The organism is Paraburkholderia bengalensis, from assembly GCF_037126505.1.
GTDB classification, from domain to species: Bacteria; Pseudomonadota; Gammaproteobacteria; order Burkholderiales; family Burkholderiaceae; genus Paraburkholderia; species Paraburkholderia bengalensis.
The window spans coordinates 1-21,558 of record NZ_JACFYJ010000049.1; the positions used below are offsets into that span (position 1 = coordinate 1).

The 21,558-nt window shown below is 61.5% G+C and carries 19 protein-coding genes and 3 pseudogenes; 9 read left to right on the forward strand and 13 right to left on the reverse strand.

Features of this window, described 5'->3' with window-relative positions:
* Nucleotides 1-154 (forward strand): annotated as a pseudogene (locus tag H3V53_RS25210) (ABC transporter ATP-binding protein); the annotation flags it as partial.
* Nucleotides 155-359: 205 nt separating this feature from the next.
* On the opposite strand, the pseudogene H3V53_RS25215 reads toward H3V53_RS25210, so the two are convergent.
* Nucleotides 360-527: pseudogene (locus tag H3V53_RS25215) on the reverse strand (amino acid ABC transporter permease); the annotation flags it as partial.
* A gap of 245 nt (nucleotides 528-772) precedes the next feature.
* On the opposite strand from H3V53_RS25215, the gene H3V53_RS25220 reads away from it, so the two are divergent.
* A complete protein-coding gene (locus tag H3V53_RS25220) occupies nucleotides 773-985 on the forward strand; it encodes a hypothetical protein (protein WP_336600273.1) in 213 nt (70 codons plus the stop codon).
* Nucleotides 986-1,646: 661 nt separating this feature from the next.
* On the opposite strand, the gene gntR is transcribed toward H3V53_RS25220, so the two are convergent.
* Nucleotides 1,647-2,675, reverse strand: a complete 1,029-nt coding sequence (gene gntR / locus H3V53_RS25225; RefSeq protein WP_336600274.1) for an HTH-type transcriptional regulator GntR — start codon at nucleotides 2,673-2,675, stop codon at nucleotides 1,647-1,649.
* A 176-nt stretch (nucleotides 2,676-2,851) separates the two neighbouring features.
* Here gntR and H3V53_RS43990 point away from each other — a divergent pair.
* The 4 genes and pseudogenes from H3V53_RS43990 to H3V53_RS25245 all read left to right on the forward strand — a co-directional run.
* Nucleotides 2,852-3,061 (forward strand): annotated as a pseudogene (locus H3V53_RS43990) (AAA family ATPase); the annotation flags it as partial.
* A gap of 1 nt (nucleotide 3,062) precedes the next feature.
* A complete protein-coding gene (locus H3V53_RS43995; RefSeq protein ID WP_336600324.1) occupies nucleotides 3,063-3,365 on the forward strand; it encodes a hypothetical protein in 303 nt (100 codons plus the stop codon).
* A gap of 70 nt (nucleotides 3,366-3,435) precedes the next feature.
* Complete coding sequence (locus H3V53_RS25240; protein WP_336600275.1) at nucleotides 3,436-4,788, forward strand: MFS transporter; 1,353 nt, start codon at nucleotides 3,436-3,438, stop codon at nucleotides 4,786-4,788.
* Between the two features lie 69 nt (nucleotides 4,789-4,857).
* Complete coding sequence (locus tag H3V53_RS25245) at nucleotides 4,858-6,087, forward strand: porin (RefSeq protein ID WP_336600276.1); 1,230 nt, start codon at nucleotides 4,858-4,860, stop codon at nucleotides 6,085-6,087.
* 90 nt (nucleotides 6,088-6,177) lie between these two features.
* Here H3V53_RS25245 and H3V53_RS25250 read toward each other — a convergent pair whose 3' ends face one another.
* From H3V53_RS25250 to H3V53_RS25260, 3 genes are all read right to left on the reverse strand, one after another.
* Nucleotides 6,178-7,275 carry a branched-chain amino acid ABC transporter substrate-binding protein gene (locus H3V53_RS25250; RefSeq protein ID WP_336600320.1) on the reverse strand — a complete coding sequence of 366 codons (1,098 nt, stop codon included), beginning with the start codon at nucleotides 7,273-7,275 and terminating at the stop codon, nucleotides 6,178-6,180.
* Between the two features lie 174 nt (nucleotides 7,276-7,449).
* On the reverse strand, nucleotides 7,450-8,805 hold the full coding sequence (locus H3V53_RS25255) for an amidase (RefSeq protein WP_336600277.1): 1,356 nt from the start codon (nucleotides 8,803-8,805) through the stop codon (nucleotides 7,450-7,452).
* A 5-nt stretch (nucleotides 8,806-8,810) separates the two neighbouring features.
* Nucleotides 8,811-9,494: a DUF2848 domain-containing protein gene (locus H3V53_RS25260; protein WP_336600278.1), complete on the reverse strand. Its 684-nt coding sequence runs from the start codon at nucleotides 9,492-9,494 to the stop codon at nucleotides 8,811-8,813.
* 186 nt (nucleotides 9,495-9,680) lie between these two features.
* On the opposite strand from H3V53_RS25260, the gene H3V53_RS25265 reads away from it, so the two are divergent.
* The 3 genes from H3V53_RS25265 (at nucleotide 9,681) to H3V53_RS25275 (ending at nucleotide 12,657) form a co-directional block, all read left to right on the forward strand.
* Complete coding sequence (locus tag H3V53_RS25265; RefSeq protein ID WP_336600279.1) at nucleotides 9,681-10,625, forward strand: LysR family transcriptional regulator; 945 nt, start codon at nucleotides 9,681-9,683, stop codon at nucleotides 10,623-10,625.
* 31 nt (nucleotides 10,626-10,656) lie between these two features.
* Entirely contained in the window at nucleotides 10,657-11,199 is a 543-nt protein-coding gene (locus tag H3V53_RS25270) for an ureidoglycolate lyase (RefSeq protein WP_336600280.1), read from the forward strand.
* 84 nt (nucleotides 11,200-11,283) lie between these two features.
* Entirely contained in the window at nucleotides 11,284-12,657 is a 1,374-nt protein-coding gene (locus tag H3V53_RS25275; RefSeq protein WP_336600281.1) for an alkaline phosphatase family protein, read from the forward strand.
* A 168-nt stretch (nucleotides 12,658-12,825) separates the two neighbouring features.
* Here H3V53_RS25275 and rbsK read toward each other — a convergent pair whose 3' ends face one another.
* The 8 genes from rbsK to H3V53_RS25315 form a co-directional block, all read right to left on the reverse strand.
* Entirely contained in the window at nucleotides 12,826-13,785 is a 960-nt protein-coding gene (rbsK, locus tag H3V53_RS25280; RefSeq protein ID WP_336600282.1) for a ribokinase, read from the reverse strand.
* A 116-nt stretch (nucleotides 13,786-13,901) separates the two neighbouring features.
* On the reverse strand, nucleotides 13,902-14,552 hold the full coding sequence (locus tag H3V53_RS25285) for an HAD-IA family hydrolase (protein WP_336600283.1): 651 nt from the start codon (nucleotides 14,550-14,552) through the stop codon (nucleotides 13,902-13,904).
* A gap of 35 nt (nucleotides 14,553-14,587) precedes the next feature.
* Nucleotides 14,588-15,445: a DeoR/GlpR family DNA-binding transcription regulator gene (locus H3V53_RS25290; protein ID WP_336600284.1), complete on the reverse strand. Its 858-nt coding sequence runs from the start codon at nucleotides 15,443-15,445 to the stop codon at nucleotides 14,588-14,590.
* Nucleotides 15,446-16,165 (reverse strand): L-ribulose-5-phosphate 4-epimerase AraD, encoded by a 720-nt coding sequence (gene araD, locus H3V53_RS25295; RefSeq protein ID WP_336600285.1) that lies wholly within the window; start codon nucleotides 16,163-16,165, stop codon nucleotides 15,446-15,448.
* Nucleotides 16,150-17,877, reverse strand: a complete 1,728-nt coding sequence (locus tag H3V53_RS25300; protein ID WP_336600286.1) for a ribulokinase — start codon at nucleotides 17,875-17,877, stop codon at nucleotides 16,150-16,152. The genes araD and H3V53_RS25300 overlap by 16 nt, the downstream gene beginning before the upstream one ends.
* A 1-nt stretch (nucleotide 17,878) precedes the next feature.
* The gene (locus H3V53_RS25305) at nucleotides 17,879-18,919 is read right to left on the reverse strand and encodes an ABC transporter permease subunit (RefSeq protein WP_336600287.1); all 1,041 of its coding nucleotides are present in this window, start codon (nucleotides 18,917-18,919) and stop codon (nucleotides 17,879-17,881) included.
* On the reverse strand, nucleotides 18,912-20,456 hold the full coding sequence (locus H3V53_RS25310) for a sugar ABC transporter ATP-binding protein (protein ID WP_419539572.1): 1,545 nt from the start codon (nucleotides 20,454-20,456) through the stop codon (nucleotides 18,912-18,914). The genes H3V53_RS25305 and H3V53_RS25310 overlap by 8 nt, the downstream gene beginning before the upstream one ends.
* A 70-nt stretch (nucleotides 20,457-20,526) precedes the next feature.
* On the reverse strand, nucleotides 20,527-21,468 hold the full coding sequence (locus H3V53_RS25315) for an ABC transporter substrate-binding protein (RefSeq protein WP_336600289.1): 942 nt from the start codon (nucleotides 21,466-21,468) through the stop codon (nucleotides 20,527-20,529).
* Between the last annotated feature and the right edge of the window lie 90 nt (nucleotides 21,469-21,558).

Consider the following 21,558-nt stretch of genomic DNA (forward strand, 5'->3'; position numbering starts at 1 on the left):
CATCACGGTGATGCTGGTCGAGCAGAATGCCCGGCTGGCGCTGCAGGCCGCGGATCGCGGCTATGTGATGGACTCGGGCATGATCACGATGTCGGGCGACGCGAAGCACATGCTGGATGATCCGAAGGTGCGGGCGGCCTATCTGGGGGAATAGTGGGGGAACAGCGCTTGTGTCTGTTCGTTCGCCTACACCAAAAGCAACCCAGCTAATCACGACTTCAAAGGCGGGATCGATTCCGAAACCTGCTTGTCGCGCAGCGCCCCGACAGTCCGTTCCGGCCGTCTTGCCCAGTTATGGGTGAGCATGGCCGGACCAAATGAAACGCGCGTCAATCGTCGTCGATGCTGCCGCTGACGCTCTATCGATCGATTAGCCGCTTCTCCAACCAGCGCGTGAGCAGCGAAACCGGATAGCAGTAGCCGAAGAAAATAGCCAGCGTCGCTAGATAGCTCAGCACGGTAAAGCTCGATCGCGCGACCGTGCTGCTCGCGACCTGCGCAGTGTCGACCAGATCGTGAATCACGACCCAGAAAAAGGGCTTGAACGGTCGCGCACCGGCGCGATCGGCATTTGAGCGTGACGAGTCGCCATCACGCGAACCAGCAGATTATTTTTTTGAAAACGGTATATACCGTATTATGCTTCGAGCATGAAGGCTGCGCGCTGTTTGAACATTCCAGCGCGGCCCGCAGGTCCAGTGCGGCGCTACGTTGACCGTCGAGGCGCGAAGCGCCCCTTGGCCAGCGTAGTCTGGTTGCCGGGAGAATGACGATGAAGCTTGCTCACAAACTCAATTCAAACAAGGCGGGACCGGTGTGGGGCGTCGCGTTCGGACTGCTGGTCACGTTAGCAGGCGTAGGGCTCTGGTGCGATGCGAAGCTGTCGGCAGCTGCCGGACAGTTCGATGAGTCGTTGTCAGTGGCGTCGATCCTGATCGGCGTGCTCACGGCGGCGTACGCCGTACATGAACTTCGCCACCGTTAGCGTCCGATTCAATCTGCCTGAACACCTGCTGCAGACGCCGGCTCATCCGGGTTCTGGCTACCAGTGCCGCGCCCGCGCCGCCGCGCACCCGTCGTACACAGCGACGATATCGAAGTACGGCAACTGACGATAATCAGCCGAGCGGTCGCGCGAACACGTCCACGGGTCGCGATTGCTATGCCCGCGCAATTCATGTTGAACGCGTCGAACAGATTCTCTTTTCGCTTCATCACAAGGCCCCGTGCCGCGGCGGCAGCTTGTCGTTAAGGTAGAAGTTGCCTACCGCGTGATACTTCCAGCGCATGCTGCTCGGGCGTCGCGAGAAGTCGATGAAAACGCAATCAGAGCGTCGTCGGCCGTTGCTTCGGGTGCTTCGGTCGTTCATCGCATCCGGGCGGATCACGTAAGTGCAATCGGTTGCAACCGCGGCGGCGCGTCCTTTCGCTGCGCACGCGATCCCGTCTTGTCCTTCAGCGTGTGCGGGCGCGGCCGCCGCGCGCAGTTGATCGCTTCGCAACGTATGCGTGGGTCAAGGCCCCAAAAGCTCGGGTGTCACATGTCATCGTCGCCGTAGCCGCAATGCTGCGCTTTGCCGTCGAGATGATCTTTAACGCCGCTGCCATCTATCCACTGGCGTCAAGACGTACGCAGGCACTGAGCGTCAGGCGCTCTCCCGCACGACCAGCTCATAGCCGAGATCGACGACGGGTGAGGGGACCGGCTTGTTGTCGATCATCGACAGCAGCAGGTTCGACGCCACCCGTCCGACCTCCGCTCGCGGCGTGCGAACCGTCGTGAGTCGTGGCACGCAATCCGCGGCCCCCGCCAGATCGTTGAAGCCCACTATCGCCACCTGGCCTGGAATGTCGATGCCCTGGCGGCGCGCTTCGAAGAGCGCGCCCTGTGCGAGATCGTCGTTGCCGAAAAAGATACCGTCGACGTCCGGCCGTCGCTGTAGTAACTGGCGAAACAGATCGCATCCAAGCCCGATGGACGACGGCGCTGGCGTAAGTATCTCGAGTTCGGCGTCGTACAGTCCTTTGCGCCGCAGTGCCTCACGAAAACCTTCCCCGCGCTGCATCATCCGCGAATCGAGCTGTGCCGCCACAAATGCATTGCGCCGGCAACCTCGCGCTACCAGATGATCTGCGACGGCTTCACCCGCCCGTGCCTGCGAGAAGCCGACACAATGCACGCCTTCGGCTTTTTCGAGTTCCATGATGTGCACACAGGGCACTCTGCTCGCCTCGATCAGACGACGCGCGCTTTCCGTCCGGTCGAATCCCGTCACGATGAGCCCACTGGGCGGAGAGGCAAGGTAGTGGCGGATCAGGTCTTCCTCCGCATTGCGCGAATAGTGCGAATTGCCGATCAGGATTTCGTAGCCGCGTGGGCGCAGCACGCTGTGAATCGATTCGAGCACGTCGACGAACACGGTATTCGACAGTGAAGGGATCACGACAGCGACCGTGCCGCTGCGCGATGATGCGAGCGCCCGTGCCGCGGAGTTGGCCACATAGTTCAGTTCCGCCGCCGCGGCCTTTACGCGTTGCACGTATTCCGGCCCGACGGAACCCACACCGCGCAGCACGCGCGATGCGGTAATCGAGCTCACGCCGGCCAGTTCGGCGACGGCATCGAGCGTCGGCCGGCCGGTGCTTCGGGTTTTCCTGAGTGTGGAGGCTGCCATGATCGTTTAGGATAGCGCTGTCTCAAGGCTTGCGCAACAGGGCTCGATCAGCGACACCCGAAACCGGGTGTGATCCGGCTCTCATCCACGCAGCCTTTATTTTTACGTGCGCGAGACAGCGCTGTCTCGGCAAAACGGAGGTCGATATGATCGGGCACATTTCATCACTGGTCGTCATGGGTGTCGCGGGGTGCGGCAAAAGCAGTGTCGCCCAGGCGCTGGCCGCGAGCCTGGGCGGCGTGCTGATCGAAGGCGACGCCTTTCATCCGCAAGCGAACGTCGACAAGATGCGGCGGGGCATCCCGCTGACCGACGATGATCGCGCAGGTTGGCTCGCGCGGCTGTCGGACGAGATCGAACGGGTGGCCAGTCGGGGGGGAGCGCGCGGTGCTGGCGTGCTCGGCCCTGAGACAGCGCTATCGCGATCGTCTGCGCGCCGCGACCGCGTCACTGGGATTCGTTTTTCTCGATTTACCCCAGCCGGAAGCACTGCGTCGCGTGGCACAGCGCGAGAGCCATTTCATGCCGGCATCGCTCGTCGAAAGCCAGTTCGCCGCGCTGGAGCGGCCCATTGCAGAGCCGCTGACGCTGACTGTCGACGGCACACGTTCGCTCGCCAGCATCGTCCAGGAGGCGACTGCCTGGTGCGGCAGCGCACAAACGACCCCGTTCTTTTTGCAGCCCGGCTGAGACAGCGCTGTCTCAGTAGATCAAGCCAGCCGAACGACTGGCCCCACGGATATTTTCAATGGAGACCAAGATGGCACACGCTTCAGAAGTTTCAGGACAACGCGTTCCCAACCGGCGGTGGGCGATCGGCCTGCTGTTGGGCATCGGCGTGCTCATCAACTATTTCGACCGGATCAATCTGTCGGTGGCGGCGCCGCAGATGAAGGAGGCGTTCAACCTGTCGCCCGCCGATATGGGCCTGCTGTTCAGCGCGTTTTTCTGGCCGTACGCGCTGCTGCAGGTGCCCGCAGGTCTCTTTCTCGACCGCTTCGGCGTGACGCGCGTCGGCCGGTGGGGCGCGTTCCTGTGGGGCCTCGCGTCCGCCATCACGGTGTTCGCCAGCGGCTTCGGCGGCGTGTTCGCTGCACGCGCGGTGCTCGGCATCGCGGAAGCGCCCGGCTTTCCCGTTAGCTCGAAGGCGACGGGCTACTGGTTCCCTCGCAAGGAGCGCGCGCTGGCGACGGCCATCTTCGATGCCGCGGCCAAGTTCTCCAATGTGATCGGCGTACCGCTGATCGCGGTCGTCGTGGTGAACGCCGGCTGGCGCTGGGGATTCGGCGTCACGGCGCTGCTGAGCTTCGCGTACTTCATCGCGTTTCTCGTCATCTATCGCGATCCGAGCAAGGACATCAAGCTCTCGCCCGTTGAGCTCGACTACATCCAGAAGGGCGGCGCGACGCCCGAAGGCACGTCGAGCGCGAGCGTCTTCGGCATGCTCGGCTACCTGCTGACCAAGACCAAGGTTTGGGGCCTGACGATCGGCTTTGCCGCGTACGGCTACTCGTTCTACCTGTTTCTGACCTGGCTGCCGGGCTATCTCGTGCAGACGATGCACATGAGCATCCTGAAGTCGGCGGGCTTTGCTGCGATTCCTTGGGCCGTGGCCACGGTGACCGATCTCGTCGTCGGCGGCTGGCTGATCGATCACCTGATCGCGCGCGGCAAGGATGAGACGCGCGTGCGCAAAGCCGTGCTCGTGACGGGCATGCTGTTCGGTCTCGCCGTATTCGGCGCAACGCAGACGGTCAATCCTGTCTGGGCGATCTTCTGGATTTCGATCGCGCTTGGCGGTCTCGCGGCAGCAGCACCCGTGGGCTGGTCGCTGCCGTCGCTGATCGCGCCCAAGGGTGGCGTGGGGACCGTCGGCGGCATCATGAACTTCGCCAACAACCTGATGGGCGTGGCGGCGCCGATCGTGACGGGCTTCATCGTCGGCGCGACGAACTCGTTCACCAACGCTTTCCTGGTCGCAGGCGTCATCCTGGCCGTCGGTATCGTGTCGTTCGTGTTCGTGATGGGGCCCATCGAGGCGATTCCCGAGCCGACCGATCGTGACGAAGACGCGCGTCGCGCCACTTCGAAAACGTCGACGCCGACGGGCTGACCAGTCCGCAAAAAGCCACATTAGAACAACGAATCAATAACAGCCTCAAAGAGGCATCTGGAGAACACGATGAAAAATAACCGTCAACGGCGCCTGATCGGTCTGGCAGCGGTCGCCTCGGTTGCGACAGCGGCTCATGCACCCGCATTCGCGCAAAACAGCGTGACGCTGTACGGCATCGTCGATAACGGTATCGGTTATCAGTCGAGTTCGACCACGCTGGGTTCGACGTCGGGTGGCCACTCGGCCTTCAAGATGATCACGGGCGTGTGGGCGGGCAGCCGCTTCGGCTTGAAGGGCGCAGAAGATCTGGGTGGCGGCACGAAGGCGATCTTCACGCTGGAAGAGGGCTTTAGCGCCAACAGTGGCGCGATGTCGACGAGCAACCTGATGTTCAGCCGTCAGGCGTTCGTCGGCGTGACGAACCCCGTCTACGGTTCGCTGACGGCCGGGCGTCAGTACGCGTCGTACTATCAACTGCTCTCGCCGTACAGCCCGACCACGTGGCTCACCGGCTTCTACGGCGCGCACCCGGGCGACGTGGACGGCCTCGACACGATTTATCGCGCGAACAACACGCTGCTCTATATGTCGCCGTCGCTGTATGGCTTCAAGTTCAGCGGCTCTTACTCGTTTGCGGGTGTGCCGGGCAGCGTGAACCAGGGTTCGACCTGGAGCACAGCAGTTCAATATCAGCAGGGCCCGATCGGCCTGGCGGTCGGCTTCTCGCGCATCAACAATTCCACGGCTGGCGGTGGGGCATTCGGTGCTGATTCGACCACGTCCAATGCGGGGGCGCAGACGGGCGTGTCGGCGGTGACGAACGGTTATCGCACGGCGCAGGCGCAGCAGCGCTTTGCGGTCGGCGCGGGCTACACGTTCAGCAGCCAGTTCGACATCACGGCGACGTATACGAACGTGCAATACATCCCGGGTGCGGGCTCGGCGTTCCGCAACGAGCAGATCTGGAACACGGGCGGCATTGTGCTGCACTGGAAGCCGACGGCCACGTGGGACTTCGCGACGGGCTACAGCTACACGCGCGCGACGACGGCCAACGGCATCACGAGCAGCGCACAGTACCAGCAGGTCAACCTGTCTGAGTATTACTCTCTGTCCAAGCGCACGGGCCTGTACGCACTGCAGGCGTATCAGCGCGCGAATGGCCAGACGCTCGGCAATAACGGTGCGGGCAACATCATCAACGCGACGGCGACGCTGGGCGATGGTTTCAACTCGACTCCTTCGTCATCGCGCAGCATGGTGGGTGTAGGTGTGGGTATGGTGCATCGTTTCTGACGTCACCAAAAGTATTCAATACAAAAAGGCGCCGCAGATTGCGGCGCATTTTTTCTGTGGTGCTGGATTTCATGCCGGCTAGTCGCACGATCACATGCGAATCACATCCATCACCGTCTTCTTCTTGTCCTTGAACTGATAGATCGTGATCGCCGCATCCTTCAGGTCGCCGCGCGGATCGAATGCAATTTTGCCGATCACGCCGTCATACTGCGTGACGGGCATCGCAGCCAGAACCTTCTCGCGATTCGTCGAATTGGCGCGCTTCATCGCGTCGTAGATCACGTAGACGGCATCGTAGGCAAACGGCGCGTACGCATCGATCGGCACCTTGTAGCGCGCCGTGTAGCGACGGTCGAACTCCTGCCCCTTCGGCATCTTCGACAGCGCGAGCCCCGCTTCCGAACACACCACGTTGCCGATCGCATCGCCCGCGAGGCTCACCATCTTCTCCGTGCATGCGCCGTCGCCACCCAGCACGCTCGCCGTCATGCCGAGATTCGCTGCCTGCTTCGCGAGCGGGCTGGCCGTTGCGTCGGAGCCGCCGTACATGATGACGTCAGGCCGCAAGCCCTTGATCTTCGTGAGGATCGCGCGGAAGTCGGTGGCCTTGTCGTTGGTCGCTTCGCGCGCGATGATCGTGCCGCCATTGGCCTTCGCCGCCTTCGTGAATTCGTCGGCGAGCCCTTGTCCGTATGCCGTCGAATCGTCGATCACGGCAATTCGTTTCGCGTGCAACGAATTGAGCGCGTAACGTGCGAGCGCCGGCCCCTGCAGTGCATCCGTCGCCACCACGCGGAACGTCGTCTTGTAGCCTTGCTGCGTGTAGGCGGGATTCGTCGAGCCCTGCGAAATCTGCACGACCTGTGCTTCGCTATAGATGCGCGACGCGGGAATCGATACGCCCGAGTTGATATCGCCGACCACGGCGACGACGCCTTCGTCGACGAGTTTCTGCGCGACCTGCGTGCCTGTGCGCGGGTCAGCGGCATCGTCCTGCGAATCCAGTTGCAAACGCACCGCTTTGCCGCCGATAACAGGGTGCTGGCTATTGATCTCGTCGATGGCGAGACGCGCGGCGTTCTCGCTGTCCTTGCCCATGTTCGCGAGTTGTCCCGTCAGCGGCGCTGCGTGGCCGATCAGCACGACAGCGGGCGTGGCATCGGCAGCATGCGCCGCTGCCTGCATGGCGGCCAGCGCGACGGCACCGGCCAGAGAGCGAAAGTTTTGATTCACGGGCTGCCTCACATCGGTTATGAAATTGAATGAGCGCCAGGGTTTGGCCTGCGCCTGAAAATGAGTATTCGTTCGCCGTAATTGCGCGTCCAACGAGAAATTCTTTTTGCCGCCGATAAACAAACGTTATGCCGCCGTGGCATCCGCGCTGTGACGCAGCAGCGCTTCGACGCTGCGGCCGATCGCGAGAACTGACGCATCGGCGAGCGCGGGGCCGCAGATCGACAGCCCCACAGGCAATTCCCCTTCGCGATGGCAAGGCAAGGTCAGCGCGCAGCCGTCCATGAAGTTGACGACGCTCGGATTGCGCAGCACTTTTGCGTTCATCGCGAAGAACGCTTCATCGTCGCTCTCGATCTGCGCGATGGCGGGCGGCACGACAGCGACGGTCGGCATCAACCAGGCATCGAAGCGCGCGAGCCGCGAACGCGCGTCGTGCGCAAAGCGTTCTCGCGCGGCAAGCAGGTCGATATAGTCGGCGGCGCTGCGCCCTTCACCTGCGCGCAAACGCTTCAGCACGCGCGGGTCATATGCATCGGCGTCACGCGCAACGTGCTCGCGATGCCATGCCCACGCCTGCACAGCCGTGATGCCCGCGAGCGGATAGCGGGCCGCCACTTCGTGCAGTTCCGGAAGCGCGAAGCGCTCCACTGACGCGCCCGCGCGCCGCAACATGCCGATGGCGCGGTTGAATGCCGTGCTCACGGCTTCGTCGAGATCGTCGGCGACGTAGTCGGACGTGACGCCCAGCCGCAGTCCCGCGAGCGGCCGCGGCGCGGTATCGAGCGCTTGCCCGGAAATCACGCTGTCGAGCAGCGCACAACAGTCGACACTGCGCGCAATCGGCCCGACCGAATCGAACGACGACGACAGTGGCACAGTGCCTGCGAGCGGCACACGCCGCGCGGTCGGCTTGAATCCGGCCAGCCCGCAAAACGCCGCCGGAATACGGACCGAGCCGCCCGTGTCGGTGCCGAGCGCCGCGGCGACATGACCGAGCGCGACGGACACCGCCGCGCCCGAACTGGAACCGCCCGCGAGATGCCCGGCGTGCGCGGGATTGAGCGGCGTGCCGTAGTGCGGATTCACGCCGAGGCCCGAGAACGCAAACTCGCTCATATTGGTGCGGCCGACGAACACCGCGCCCGCTTCGCGCAGTCGCGCCACGGCCGCCGCATCGCGCACGGCGGGCGCGGCATCGCGCAGTATTCGCGAGCCGGCCGTCGTCACCTGTCCCTTGATGTCGAACAGGTCTTTCACCGAAACCGGCACGCCCGCCAGTGCGGAGGGCACATAGCCGCGCTCGCGAAACGCGTCGCTGGCGTCGGCTGCTTCGCGCGCCGCCAGCCGGTCGATATGCGTGTAGGTCGCGCCGCCGCGCGCAAGATCGGCATCGATGGCCGCGAGACTCGCGTCGAGCAGTTCGCCCGCCGACAGGCTTTTCGTCGCGAGCGCCTTGCCGCATTCACGGATAGTGCGCATCGCCGTCACTCCGTATGCGCGAGCGCATCGACGCTATAGCGATGCCGCAAGCTGCGCCCGAGCACGGGATCATGCAGTTCCAGCTCATACGCACCCGCGGGCGTCAGCGCGCCGAGTACGGGCTGCGTGCCGCAGAACAGCACCGTTTCGGGAATCATCGACGTCGAGCCGAACGCTCGCCAGATCAACGGTTCGGGATGCATCAGCCGGGCGAGCGTGCCTTCCTGGTAACGTATGCGCTCGCCGTTCGTTTCGATGCGCCAGCTGCGCGCGATCAGCGCGTCCCAATGCGCGGCCACTTCCGAATAGCGCCACAGCGACTTGCCGAGCGGCTTCGCGCACATCTGCTTCGACACGGCAACATCGTAGCCTTCGACCTTGCGGTCGGTATGATCGGAACCGATGCCGACCAGCAAGCCGTCCGCTTCCGTCTGCAACAGCACGACTTCCACTTCCCCTGACGAATGCTCGCCGATCACTTCGATGCTGTCCGACGTCGTCAGCAACGCGGGCGCGACTTCATAAAAGCACGGCACGCTCGACGGCCTGCGCACGCCGATCGCTTCCAGTTCGCGGATATGATGCTCGACCTCGGCCGCATCGCGTCCCGCCCAGCCCGCAATCACGAGACGGCTCGCGCTGATTTCAACGGGTGAACCGCCTTCGATTTTGCATGACACTTTTTTCATCGCAACGTCCTCTGTTTTGAGCATCTGTTTGCCCTTCGCCGCCGGGCCTTCGTTGCGAAGTGTTGGCGCCCGCCGCAGACGTGTCCAACAAATTAAAGTTGTCGCGCGGCTGAAATTTTTCTTGTCACATGCCGCGGGACGCGGCGCTACACTGAGCCATTCGTGCTTGCCTCGTCAGGGTTGTGAATGAATCTGCGCTTTCTGGAAACGTTTGTCTGGCTCGCCCGGCTGCGCAGCTTCCGGCTGACGGCCGAACGCCTGCACGCCACTCAGGCGGCCATTTCGAGCCGCATTTCCGCGCTCGAACAGGAACTCGGGGTGCGCCTGTTCGAGCGCGGCCCGAAAGAAGCGACGCTCACACAGGACGGCAGCAAGGCGCTGCCGTTCGCCGAGCAGATGCTGAAGCTGAATCAGGCGATGCTCGCCAGCGTCGGCGATCGCTCGAAGGTGTCGGGTCTGCTGCGGCTCGGCGCGATCGAATCGATCGTGCATACGTGGTTGCCGGATCTGCTCAAGCGCATCCGCGACGAGTATCCGAATCTCGTGATCGAGCTGACCAGCGATACGTCCGCGAATCTTTCTGCGCAACTGGCAACCGGCCATATCGATGTGTCGTTTCAGACGACGAGCGTTGCCGGCGCGGATATGACCAACGTGCCGCTCGGCAGCCTGCCGATGCGCTGGATGGCGAGCCCCGCGCTCAATCTGTCCGCGCAGGCGCTGACGGAAGCCGAACTGGCCGCGTATCCCGTCATCAGCTTCGCGCGTCACTCGCCGCCGCATGAATTTCTCGCGGGCCTGTTCGCGGCCAGCGGCGATGTGCAGGTGCAGATCAACTGCCTTTCGTCGGTGGCGGCGATCATCCGGCTGGTGGCCGACGGCTTCGGCATTGCCGTGCTGCCGCCCGCCTTCGTGATGCGCGAACTGGAAGCGGGACAGTTGCAATTGCTGCAAGTCACGCATCGCGTGCCCGCCTTGTCGCTCGTCGCCGCCTATCGGCGCACGCCCGACAGTCTGCTCGCGGAGTCGATCACACGGCTCGCGCTGAACGTCGTGCTCGATTTCAGCCTGAAACATGGGCCTGAATTCGCGTTGTTTCCGCCATCGGACGACGCGATCGCATCCGCCTGATCAATCCGTTCATCGATATGAGTACGCTGACATGCCGACCGCACTTTCCATTGCTATCGAACCACTCGAAGCGCATCGCTGTGAACCGTATGGCTGGCTGCTCGGCAAGCCGGTGGGCACGGATGGCGACGCGCCCGCGTTCGCCAGTCCCGCATCCGATTTCTGGCGCGAGCATCTGTTCGATACGGGCACAGATGGAGAAACGGAAATACTGTGGGTGGTGTATCGCAATCGCAATGCGCAGGTTACGTCGCTCGAATTGCATCGCCTGACTCAGCAGGCAATCGTGCCGTTGACGGCGCCTGTGGTGCATATCGTCGCGACATCGCTGGACGACGGTGAGCCCGACCTCTCGTCGCTGCGGGCATTCGAGATTCCCGTCGGCAAAGGTCTGTGCATGCGACCGAACATCTGGCATGCAACTCGGGTCATGAATAGCGAGGCCACGTGCCTGATGCTGACGCGCCCGTCGACCACCTACGATCTCGTCGTTCATCTGAAGACGGGCGCGCCAGCTTGCGAAAGCGTCATCAAATCTATCGAATGTCGTACGCTCGAATTGGGTACGTCTTGAGCAATCGGGCGCAAGCATGCAAACTCGTATTGAGGCATAGTCAGTCTGCGGCATGATGTGACATATCCGTCGAAGGAGCAGAAGATGCCAGCGCTCGATAACATTGATACGTTCGTCGTTTTGATGCTGGAGAACAGGTCGTTCGACCATATGCTCGGCTACCTCAGTTTGACAGGAGGCAACGTCAACGGTCTCTCGTCCGATCCGGCATGGCTGAATAACTTCACAAACGTGTACGCGGGGCAGTCTTATCCCATTCACCGTCTCGGCCCAGATGTCACTTCCATACCGGATCCTCCACATGACCGGGCGCCCATCGCAACGCAGATCAATACGCCTTGCGCGCCGGGCGGCTGTCCCGAGCTGGGCGGGTTTGTTCAAAGCTATGCAACTCGCGCCAGTCCAGCGCCTAACCTTGCGGACGTGATGGGCTATTACGACGCCGCCGCGCTCCCGACTTTTGACTTCCTGGCGCGGCACTACACAGTGTGTGATAACTGGTTTGCGCCTCTACCGTCCGGCACACAGGCAAACCGGCTGATGGCAATGGCAGGGGAGAGCACCCTCAGTGACAACGTGCAAGGACTCGGTTTTATCCCCGATCAGCCGCTTGTGTACGACTGGTTGCGCGAGCGCGGTATTCCCTGGTGCGTCTATCAGTCGGGCAGCTTCTTTCCTTTTTTCAGTCTGATGAAGAAATGGCTGCCGGAGATCATCACCTCACTTACTCTGCCGCATGATGATGTCGGTGGCAGTTTCCGTCGCTATGCCCGGTTCGCTGCCGACTGGCAGAGCAATGCGATCATGCCCAAGGTGATATTCGTCGAACCGGAGTACACGGACGGTCCGCACTTCAACGCCAACGACGACCACTGCCCGACAGGTATCGCTGCGGGGCAGGCTTTTGTCGCAGATGTCTACCGGACGCTGACGTCCAATCCGGATCGCTGGAAGAACACTCTCCTCATCGTGACTTACGATGAGCACGGCGGGTTCTTTGACCATGTTTCGCCGCTTGCCATTGCGGCCAATGTCGCGGGGTTCCCTTTTAAAACGACGGGGCTGCGCGTGCCCGCCGTGCTTGTGTCGCCCTATGTCACTGCGGGCGGTGTTTACTCGGGAAAGCTCGACCATACGGCCATATTGCAGCTTCTCGCGGAAAAGCTCGATCCGAACGGGACATATTCGCCTGCCGTCTCGGCGCGCAACAGTCACCTTGACAGGCTGAGCAGTGCGCTGAACGTTGCGCCAGTCGCCGGAACTCCGCCGGCCCTTGCCGGCACTACCGGCGCGACGTTCAATGCATCATTCAAGGGTCCTTTGAAGACGGGAGAGTCCGGATCGAATCAGGGTTTTCATGCGGTAGCACTACAGGTCGCTCGCGATCACCCACACGTTTTGATGTCGCCGCAGTGGGCTGATCTGGCGCAGTATGTCGCCACCTATGGAAAGCATTGAAAGCGTCGGCAGCGCGTCGATAGCGCCAACAGTCGACGGGCAGGTTCTCGGCCAAGGGGCGCTATAGCCGGATATCGATGAAATGGCGGTAGCTGAGTGCCGGGCTGCCGCTAGTAAGGTGTTCGGATTGTTGACTCGCGACACGGCGGCGGTTTCAGGACGAAGCACTCAGGCGCGCCCACGACCATGCGGCAGGCGCTCGCGAAGCTCATGCAGACGCGGAATCGACGGGGCAGCACCTGCGCGGGTGACGCATATCGCTGCGGCCTGCTGGGCAAACGTGACGGCTTCGGTTTTTTCGGCACCTGAAACGACAGCGGCAGCAAATGCGCCGGCAAATGTGTCGCCAGCGCCAGTGGTGTCCAGCGCCTCGACCGATGATGCGGGGAAAAACTCTGTCACCGCGACGCTCTCACCCGAAAAGAGCGTGACGACCCCTCTTGCGCCGAGCGTGATAAGCACATGTTTTGCGCCCGCGCGATGAAGAATATTGGCAATCATCTTTGCGTCGTCGATCGTCTGCAGCTTCTGACCGCTGAGCATGGAAGCCTCAACTTCATTCACCACGAGAAACGCGACCCTGCTCAATGCGCACGCTGACATCGGCCCCTGAACGGGCGATGCATTGAGCAGGACGGGGACATCACCGGAGCTTGCAATGGACAGCACCCGCTCGACTGTCGTCATCGGGGTCGTGAGTTCGCACAGAACAAGCGCCGCCGAACGGAGCGCTTCCTCGTGCGCCGCCACAACGTCAGGCGTCAGATCGCCATTGCTGCCTTCCACGGTAACAATCGAGTTGTTACCGGTCTCGTCGACCATCACCATGGCAATGCCACTTGCCGAGCGCTCGCTCGTCACGACGCCGGCACAATCGATCCCTTCGCCTTCAAGGCTGACGCGAAGCCGCTGACCGAAGTCATCGTTTCCGACGCACGCGATCAGCGCAACGCGCGCGCCCAGGCGCGCAGCGGCTATCGCCTGGTTGCCTCCCTTTCCTCCCGGCGCGACCAGCGTACCCGTCCCGCTCAATGTCTCGCCAGGCTTCGGGAAGCGCGACACGTAAGCGGCGATATCCATGTTGACACTGCCGACGACAACGATTCGTGGTAACGGATCGTCTCTCATTTCAATTCAGACATAGGTTGCTCGCAAGCGGGGCAGGGCGCGTTTGTGTATGGCAGCGAGCATAACCTCATTCACGACGAATTGATTCAGTCGCGAGGGGCGAAATGCAGTTCCGCTTACAGCGTCACTTGCAGAACGATTTCGTTTCCGTCCTGTATTGCGGAGATTCCGCTTAATTCGTGAACCCGGACGCTTTCGCCCAGGCCGGCTGCCGTCGAGGCCCATCCGACGGCGATCACCTGTGCACCCGCCGCGAGCCCGGCCGCGATACCAGCTGGCGCATCCTCGAACACGACACTACGGCGCGCGTCGAAACCGAGCCTTTGGGCACCCAGTTGAAATCCATCTGGAGCGGGTTTGCCACGCGAAACGTCTTCAGCACTCACCAGCTGTTTCGGCAGAGGCAAACCGGCTGCAGCGATACGCTTACGCGCAAGAACGGGATCTGCGGATGTCACGACCGCCCACCGGTCGGGGGGCAGCGCACCCAGCAGCTCTGCCGCCCCAGGAATCGCAATGACGCCATCTACGTCTTCCTGCTCCTGTCTCATCAACACCATGGTGTCCGCTTCGACATCGGCACCGGCGGGCGCCAACGCACGGAGCGTGTCAATCGTGCGTCGCCCGTGGGCCTGCTGGATCACGAGTGCTGCATCCAGTCCGTAGCGACCGGCCCACGCGGCATAGGCCCGGTGCATCGGCGCGCGGGAGTCGAGCAACGTTCCGTCCATGTCGAACAGCACGCATTCACAACGAAGGAGCTTCATCTGTCGATGCATGACTTTCAAGTCTCAAGAAATCGTCAAGCCGCTATGAGCAAATCAATTCCGGCCGCTCTGGCAGCGGCACGGGCTTCTTCCGGGAGTTCGTCGTCACATACCCACATAGACACACGCTCGAACGGGGCAATCGAAACGAAGCCGCGTTGCCCCCATTTCGTACTATCGACAAGAGCGCAGACCTGTCGGCTACGCGCAATCGCTGCGTGCTTCAGTTGCGTCTCCAGCTGGTTGGCGTTGGTCCATCCGGCTTCGAGGTCGGTACCGCGAGCGCCCATGAAAAAGAGGTCGAAGTGCAGCTGGCCGACCTGGGCGATAGCGACCGGTCCGACAGTCGCGAGTCCGTTGCGATAAATCTCACCGCCGATCAGATGGATGTCGTAGGCGGGGTGTCCAGCCAGCTCCATCGCGAGGTTGATTCCGTGTGTGACGATCGACAACTGCCTGACTTCCGGGAGTCCCTCACGAATGCGGCGGGCCAGCTCCATCGCAGTCGTCCCGGAATCAAGGTACACCACCATGCCATCACGGATTAACTCCGCCGCATGTCGACCAATGCGCTGCTTCTGTGTTTGACCTTCTCTCGCGCGCAAAGGGTAATCGACCTCGGAATCGATAAGCACCGCGCCGCCATGCACCCGCCGAAGTCGACCCTGCTCCTCAAGAGCCTGCAGGTCGCGACGCACTGTCATGGGCGAAAGTGCGAACTGCTCGGCAAGATCGCTCACCCGGCACTGGCCGCCCTTGTTCAGCGCATCGAGAATCAGCTCCCGCCGATGGTCGGCAAGCATGTCGGTCGTGTTTTTCTCGGGCGTAGGCATGAGTTTCGAGGCAGTGGGGCGGTCGGGGGTGGGGCGCGTGCCCGGCAGGTTGTCTTCCAACTATTTTAATCCGTCAAGGATATCCGACGTCTGCGCCTGACCGTAGTAGGCGTTGGCGCCGTGTTTGCGCAGATAATGTTTGCGGATCAGCGCGTCCTTGATTGGCGGCACGACCGGGTTAATGGTCCGCGTCAGATACGCCATGTGAGCGATCTCCTCGAGTACGCGGCTGTTGTACACCGCCTTCTGGGCCGTCTTGCCCCAGGTGAACGGACCGTGGCAGGCAACGATGACCATCTCGACCTCCTTCGGGTCCAGTCCGCGTAGCCGGTTCACGATCTGATGTCCCGTTTCCACCTCGTAGTCGCGTTCAATCGCGTCATCGCTCATCGGCTCCGTGACGGGTATCGGCTCGGTCAGGTGGTCCGCGTGCGTGGTGCCAAAGACGGGTATTTCCCTGCAAGCCTGCGCCCACGCAACGGCATACATCGAGTGTGTGTGGCAAATACCCTTTATGCCCGCAAACTCGCGATAAAGCACCGCGTGTGTCTTCGTGTCCGATGACGGACGACCTGGACCTTCCACGATCGCACCGTCCAGATCGACCACGACCATGGCCTGAGGGTCGAGCTCGTCGTAGGGAACGCCGCTTGGCTTGATGGCGAACACACCCTTCGCACTATCGAACGCACTGACGTTGCCGAACGTGTAGATGGCGAGTCCCTGCTTCGGGATTTCGAGGTTCGCCTCGTAAGCTTCTCGTTTCAGTTCAGTAAACATGATGTGTCTTCGGTGTCTTCCGTTCCGTGCGTGTGACGTTGCATCTCGCGCCCGGCCTGTTCGACGAGTTCGCCGTACGACCGGTAATTCAGATACAGCTGCTCGTAGGCGAGACTGGCTTTCGCGTTGGGCCGGTAAACGTGCTCGAAGCCTGCGCCCATGTGACGCTGTGCCTCTTCTGCCGATCCGTGAATACCAGCGACAACAGATGCGAACATGGCGGCACCAAGCGCGACGGCCTGATCGGCCGCCGTGACGCGGATTTCCTTGCCGAACACGTCCGCCGCGATCTGCATGTTCAGAGGCGACTTGCGAGCCACACCACCCACCGCGATCACGTCATCAATTCGAACGCCTTCTTCCTGGAAGCGTTCAATGATGGCTCTCGCACCAAAGGCCGTGGCCTCGATCAGCGCGCGGTAGAGCTTCGGTGCGTCGCTGCCGAGCGATAGCCCAAACAGCGCTCCGCGCAACGTCTGGTTTGCAAACGGCGTACGCCGTCCATTCAGCCAGTCGACAGCGACGATGCCCGTCGTGAGTGGGTCCTCGGCCGCCGCCGCGTGCTCGAGCGCGGGAAGAATGCGAGCGATGATGGCATCACGCTGCTCTTGGGAAATTGACGTCTCGGCAAGCAGACCGAGGGGCCACGAAAGGAGGCGGCGGAACCATGCGTACACGTCTCCGAATGCGGACTGTCCCGCTTCAAGACCCGTCATCCCGCGCACAACGGAACCATCCACCTGCCCGCAAATACCTCGAACCACGCGGTCGCCGATCTCGTCTGTGGGAACCACCACGATGTCGCAAGTCGACGTCCCCATCACCTTCACGAGCGTATGCGCGTGGGCTCCCGCGCCGACGGCGCCCATATGGGCATCGAAAGCCCCGACGCCTACCACGACGTCGGCAGACAAACCCAGGGCCTCGCTCCATTCGTCCGTGAGTCGGCCCACGGCTACATCTGCTGTGTAAGTGTCGCGATAAAGTCGTGCCCTGATCCCCGCGAGCATCGGGTCGAGACGCGTGAGGAAGGCCTCGCTGGGCAGGCCGTCAAATGCCTCGTGCCACATTGCCTTGTGGCCTGCCGCGCACCGGCTGCGTCGGAGCACGTCCGGTCTTGTCGTCCCGGTCAGCAAGGCCGGCATCCAGTCGCAGTGCTCGACCCAGCTGTAGGTACGTGCACGGACCTCGGGGTCCGCCCGAAACACGTGAAGCAGGTTCGCCCAGAACCACTCGGCCGAGTACACGCCGCCCACGTAGCGGGTGAAGTCCACACCGCCCCAGCTGTGCGCCAGCCTGTTGATTTCCTCGGCTTCACGTACGGCAGAATGGTCTTTCCAGAGCACAAACATAGCGTTCGGGTTTTCGCCAAACCCCTTGGTCAATGCCAGTGGTACGCCATCGCGATCCACAGCGGCCGATGTCGACCCCGTCGTCGCAATCGACAGTCCTCTCACGCGCTGCCTGACCGCGTCGCCGGCAGCGTCCAGCGATGCCCGCACGGCTTGCGTTAGCGCCTCAATGTAGTCGAGCGGATGTTGACGGTAGACCTCGCGGTCCGGGTCACAGTAACGCCCCTCGGCCCATCGCGAGTACAGTGCGACTGCACTCCCGCGCTCTTCCCCCGTGGCCGCGTCAACCACTACGCTTCGACAGGAGTCGGTGCCGAAGTCGACACCAACAACAAAACTGGATTCGTCGCGATTTGTCATTTCAGTTTGCCGTTCCCTTTTGTCGCCACTTGTCGAGAATCACGGCGAGAACAATGACGACACCCTTGGCTACGTATTGCCAGAACGACGACAATCCGAGAATCGTCAGCCCGTTGTTCATCACGCCAATGATCAGCGCGCCGATGACCGTCCCCCAGATTGTCCCGACGCCACCCATCAGGCTTGTGCCACCGAGCACGACCGCTGCGATCGCATCCAGCTCGTATCCCGATCCCCAGTTACCGCTCGCCGCATAAAGCTTGCTCGCGGACATCGCGCCGGCCAATCCCGCAAAGAGGCCGCTGATGGAGTAGACGAAGAGCAGAACGCTCCTGACCCGGATACCGGTGAGCCGCGCTGCCTGAGGGCTGCCGCCGACTGAGTAAATGTGAATGCCCAGCACCGTCTTCCTGAGGATGACCCACGAGACAAGGACAACGATGACGGCAATCCAGATCAACCAGGGAACGTGCAGGAAATCATCGTTACCGATCCACTCAAAGCTGGGAATCGTGTTGTTCAGCACCGTGGTGCCGTTTGACAGAAGATATGCAGCCCCGCGATACGCGGTCATCGTTCCGAGCGTGACGACGAACGGATTGATATCGAGGAATGCAACCATCAGTCCGTTCACTGCGCCCATCACAAGGCCGGAAACGATAAAAACGGGAATTGCCCAGGCGGCCAGGCTGCCCATGAGCGACAGTTGCATCCCGAGCACTGCAGAGACCGCCAGGATCGACCCGACCGAGAGGTCGATACCCGCCGTCAATACGACGAAGGTCATGCCTGCCGCCAGCACCAGGTTAATTGCAACCTGCCTCAGAACGTTCATCGTGTTGTCGGCTGTCGCGAAATTGGACGTGCCGTCAGCACTGAAATGCACCGTCAGAAAGTAGAACGCGATATACAGGACGATGAGGACGGGCAACATCCCGAGGCGATGCACAAGCGCTCGCGCTGAAAACGGTGTGCGCACTGCGGATGCGTTTGCATCGGCACCGATGCGGGGATTGACCGTCGTGTCTGATGTCTCAGCCATGGTTGATTTCTGCCTCCACGTCTCCGCGTTCGCTTCCCGACAGGCCATCCGTGTCGGTGGCAAGACGCATGATGTTTTCCTGCGTGATCGAATCGCCTGATAGCTCACCCGTAATCGCACCCTCGCGCATGACCAGCACGCGATCGCAAATCCCAATGATTTCCGGCAGCTCGCTGGATATGACGATCACACCGACTCCCGACTCGGCCAATGCATGGATAAGCTGATAAATTTCGCTCTTCGCGCCAATGTCCACGCCGCGCGTTGGTTCGTCGAGGATGAGCACCTTGGGCCCGATCTCGAGCCACCGCGCGAGCAACACCTTTTGCTGATTTCCACCGGACAGACGGCCGACGGGGAGCTCAAGATGCGATGCCTTGACGCCTAGCCGCGCCACGGCAACCTTTGCGCGCGCTTTCAGTGCCCTGTGGTCAACCAGGCCGAACCGCGTATGGCGCCCAACAACGTTGAGAATGGTGTTTTCGCGCACGCCGAGTTGCAGGAAAAGCCCAAGCGACTTTCGGTCTTCGGGCACGTACGCAATGCCGGCCTGCATCGCAGCACGCGGGTCCGCGATATCGATTACTTTTCCCTCCAGCTGTATCGTTCCGGACGATCTGGCGTCTGCGCCGAAGATCAGACGCGCCAGCTCCGTTCGACCCGCGCCGACCAGCCCCGCAAGACCCAACACTTCTCCGCGCGCGACAGTGAAAGAAGCGGGTCGAACCTTACCGCCTCCCACGTCTGCGACGCGAAGTACCGGCTCACGTCCGCCACGTTCACGACGCTCATGCTGATAGAAGTCGTCGAGTGGCCGGCCAACCATCATCTGCACAAGGCGGTTCGAATCGATTGATTCGCGTTCGATTTCACCCACATATTTTCCGTCGCGCAGAACGGTTACCCTGTCCGCAAGCGCATACACCTCACTCATGCGATGGCTGATGTAGATGATCGCCATGCCTTCATCGCGAAGCTTGCGCACGACCGAAAACAGATGCTCGGCCTCCCGGTCGGATAACGCCGCCGTCGGCTCGTCCATGATCAACACGCGGCCCTGATGAATCAGCGCACGTGCGATCTCAACCTGTTGCTGTTCGGCAATCGATAGGGCGCCCGCCCGGTCCGAGGCGCGAAAGCGCGCGCCCAGCTGGTGCAGGACTTCGTCTGTGCGGCGAAGCATGGCGCCACGATCAGAGAAACCAAACCGCGAACGCGGTTCGCTGCCCATGAATACATTCTCAGCAACCGACATATGCGGGGCAACCGCCAGTTCCTGATAGATGAGACTGATACCCATCGCACGGCTCGCCGCCGGATTGTCGAGACGGACAGCAGCGCCCGCTATCCTGATCTCGCCGGCGTCAGGTTGATAGACGCCGGAAAGAATCTTCATCAGAGTACTTTTGCCAGCGCCGTTTTCTCCCATCAGCGCGTGAATTTCCCCGGCGTGCGCGGTCAACTGCACGCCGGATAACGCGCGCGTCGCACCGAAAGACTTGTCGACGCCGGTCATTTGCAAAACAGGAGTGGTCATCGTCATCCTCGAAAACACGGACGACGGGCGCGTGACAAGCGACCCGTCGTTACCGGATAACGGTTACTCGTTAATTGCGAATCCAGCCTTGATATGTCGCGACGTTCGCGCGCGTGATAGGCGGGGTAGGCAACAGCTCCACCTTGTTTTTCGGAGGACGACCATTCATCAATGCATAGCCAACGTCGACAGCCTGTGCCGCCATGCCGTTGGGGTCCTGCGCAGGCGACACAACGAACAGGGATTGCGGTGTCTTAAGCGCCTGAACGCCGTCAGGGCCCCCGTCGACGCCACCGATCAGTTTGATATCGGACCGCTTTGCCTGCTTGATCGCAAGCTCAGCTCCGATCGCGGTCGGATCATTGACGCCAAACACCGCGTCGATTTTCGGGTAGGCCGCCAGCAGGTTGGACATCGATGTCAGTCCACCGTCGCGGCTACCACCCGCGTTCTGGTTGTCGGAAAGAATCTTGATAGCCGGATGTTTTGCCAGTTCGGCCTTGCAACCCGTCACACGATCCATGATGGACGACACGGGCGGCCCGTTGACGATGACGATACTGCCTTTGTCGTTCAGTTGCTGGGCGATGTATTTGCAGGATTCCTGGCCCGCCATCGTGTTATCGGACATCACCGTTGCATCCGCATTCTCCGCGCTCACATCAACGGCCACAACGACGATGCCAGCCTTCTGAGCCTTCTTTACTTCCGGCCCGATGCCCTTCGAGTCAGCGGCGCCCAGAATAATCAGATCAACCTTGTTCGCGATGAAATTGTCGATCTGGCCAACCTGGGTGTTGAGGTCGTACTTCGCGGAAACGACGGTTACCTGAGCGTTTGGGTTGATCTTCTTTGCTTCGCGCGTCACGCTCTGCCCGACCGCGACGAAGTACGGATTTGCCAGATCGCCGACGGTCACCCCCACTGACTTTAGCGGCTTGTCTGCGGCATGCGCGCTCATGGCAAGGGCAAAAAATGCACCCGCAAGCAAGCAGGTTGCTGTCTTCCTCATGTCGTGTCTCCTTGTTCGAAGTTTGGGCAAATCATGTTTCATGTTCGATTTTGCGATAAAACGCACTAAATCAAACACAATAAAACTATA

Bases quoted from the DNA above. Each gene is read 5' to 3' on its own strand.
- H3V53_RS25220 (WP_336600273.1), top strand. From the start codon at position 773: ATGAAGCTTGCTCACAAACTCAATTCAAACAAGGCGGGACCGGTGTGG.
- gntR (WP_336600274.1), bottom strand. From the start codon at position 2,675: ATGGCAGCCTCCACACTCAGGAAAACCCGAAGCACCGGCCGGCCGACG.
- H3V53_RS25240 (WP_336600275.1), top strand. From the start codon at position 3,436: ATGGCACACGCTTCAGAAGTTTCAGGACAACGCGTTCCCAACCGGCGG.
- H3V53_RS25245 (WP_336600276.1), top strand. From the start codon at position 4,858: ATGAAAAATAACCGTCAACGGCGCCTGATCGGTCTGGCAGCGGTCGCC.
- H3V53_RS25250 (WP_336600320.1), bottom strand. From the start codon at position 7,275: ATGCAGGCAGCGGCGCATGCTGCCGATGCCACGCCCGCTGTCGTGCTG.
- H3V53_RS25255 (WP_336600277.1), bottom strand. From the start codon at position 8,805: ATGCGCACTATCCGTGAATGCGGCAAGGCGCTCGCGACGAAAAGCCTG.
- H3V53_RS25260 (WP_336600278.1), bottom strand. From the start codon at position 9,494: ATGAAAAAAGTGTCATGCAAAATCGAAGGCGGTTCACCCGTTGAAATC.
- H3V53_RS25265 (WP_336600279.1), top strand. From the start codon at position 9,681: ATGAATCTGCGCTTTCTGGAAACGTTTGTCTGGCTCGCCCGGCTGCGC.
- H3V53_RS25270 (WP_336600280.1), top strand. From the start codon at position 10,657: ATGCCGACCGCACTTTCCATTGCTATCGAACCACTCGAAGCGCATCGC.
- H3V53_RS25275 (WP_336600281.1), top strand. From the start codon at position 11,284: ATGCCAGCGCTCGATAACATTGATACGTTCGTCGTTTTGATGCTGGAG.
- rbsK (WP_336600282.1), bottom strand. From the start codon at position 13,785: ATGAGAGACGATCCGTTACCACGAATCGTTGTCGTCGGCAGTGTCAAC.
- H3V53_RS25285 (WP_336600283.1), bottom strand. From the start codon at position 14,552: ATGAAGCTCCTTCGTTGTGAATGCGTGCTGTTCGACATGGACGGAACG.
- araD (WP_336600285.1), bottom strand. From the start codon at position 16,165: ATGTTTACTGAACTGAAACGAGAAGCTTACGAGGCGAACCTCGAAATC.
- H3V53_RS25300 (WP_336600286.1), bottom strand. From the start codon at position 17,877: ATGACAAATCGCGACGAATCCAGTTTTGTTGTTGGTGTCGACTTCGGC.
- H3V53_RS25305 (WP_336600287.1), bottom strand. From the start codon at position 18,919: ATGGCTGAGACATCAGACACGACGGTCAATCCCCGCATCGGTGCCGAT.
- H3V53_RS25310 (WP_419539572.1), bottom strand. From the start codon at position 20,456: ATGACCACTCCTGTTTTGCAAATGACCGGCGTCGACAAGTCTTTCGGT.
- H3V53_RS25315 (WP_336600289.1), bottom strand. From the start codon at position 21,468: ATGAGGAAGACAGCAACCTGCTTGCTTGCGGGTGCATTTTTTGCCCTT.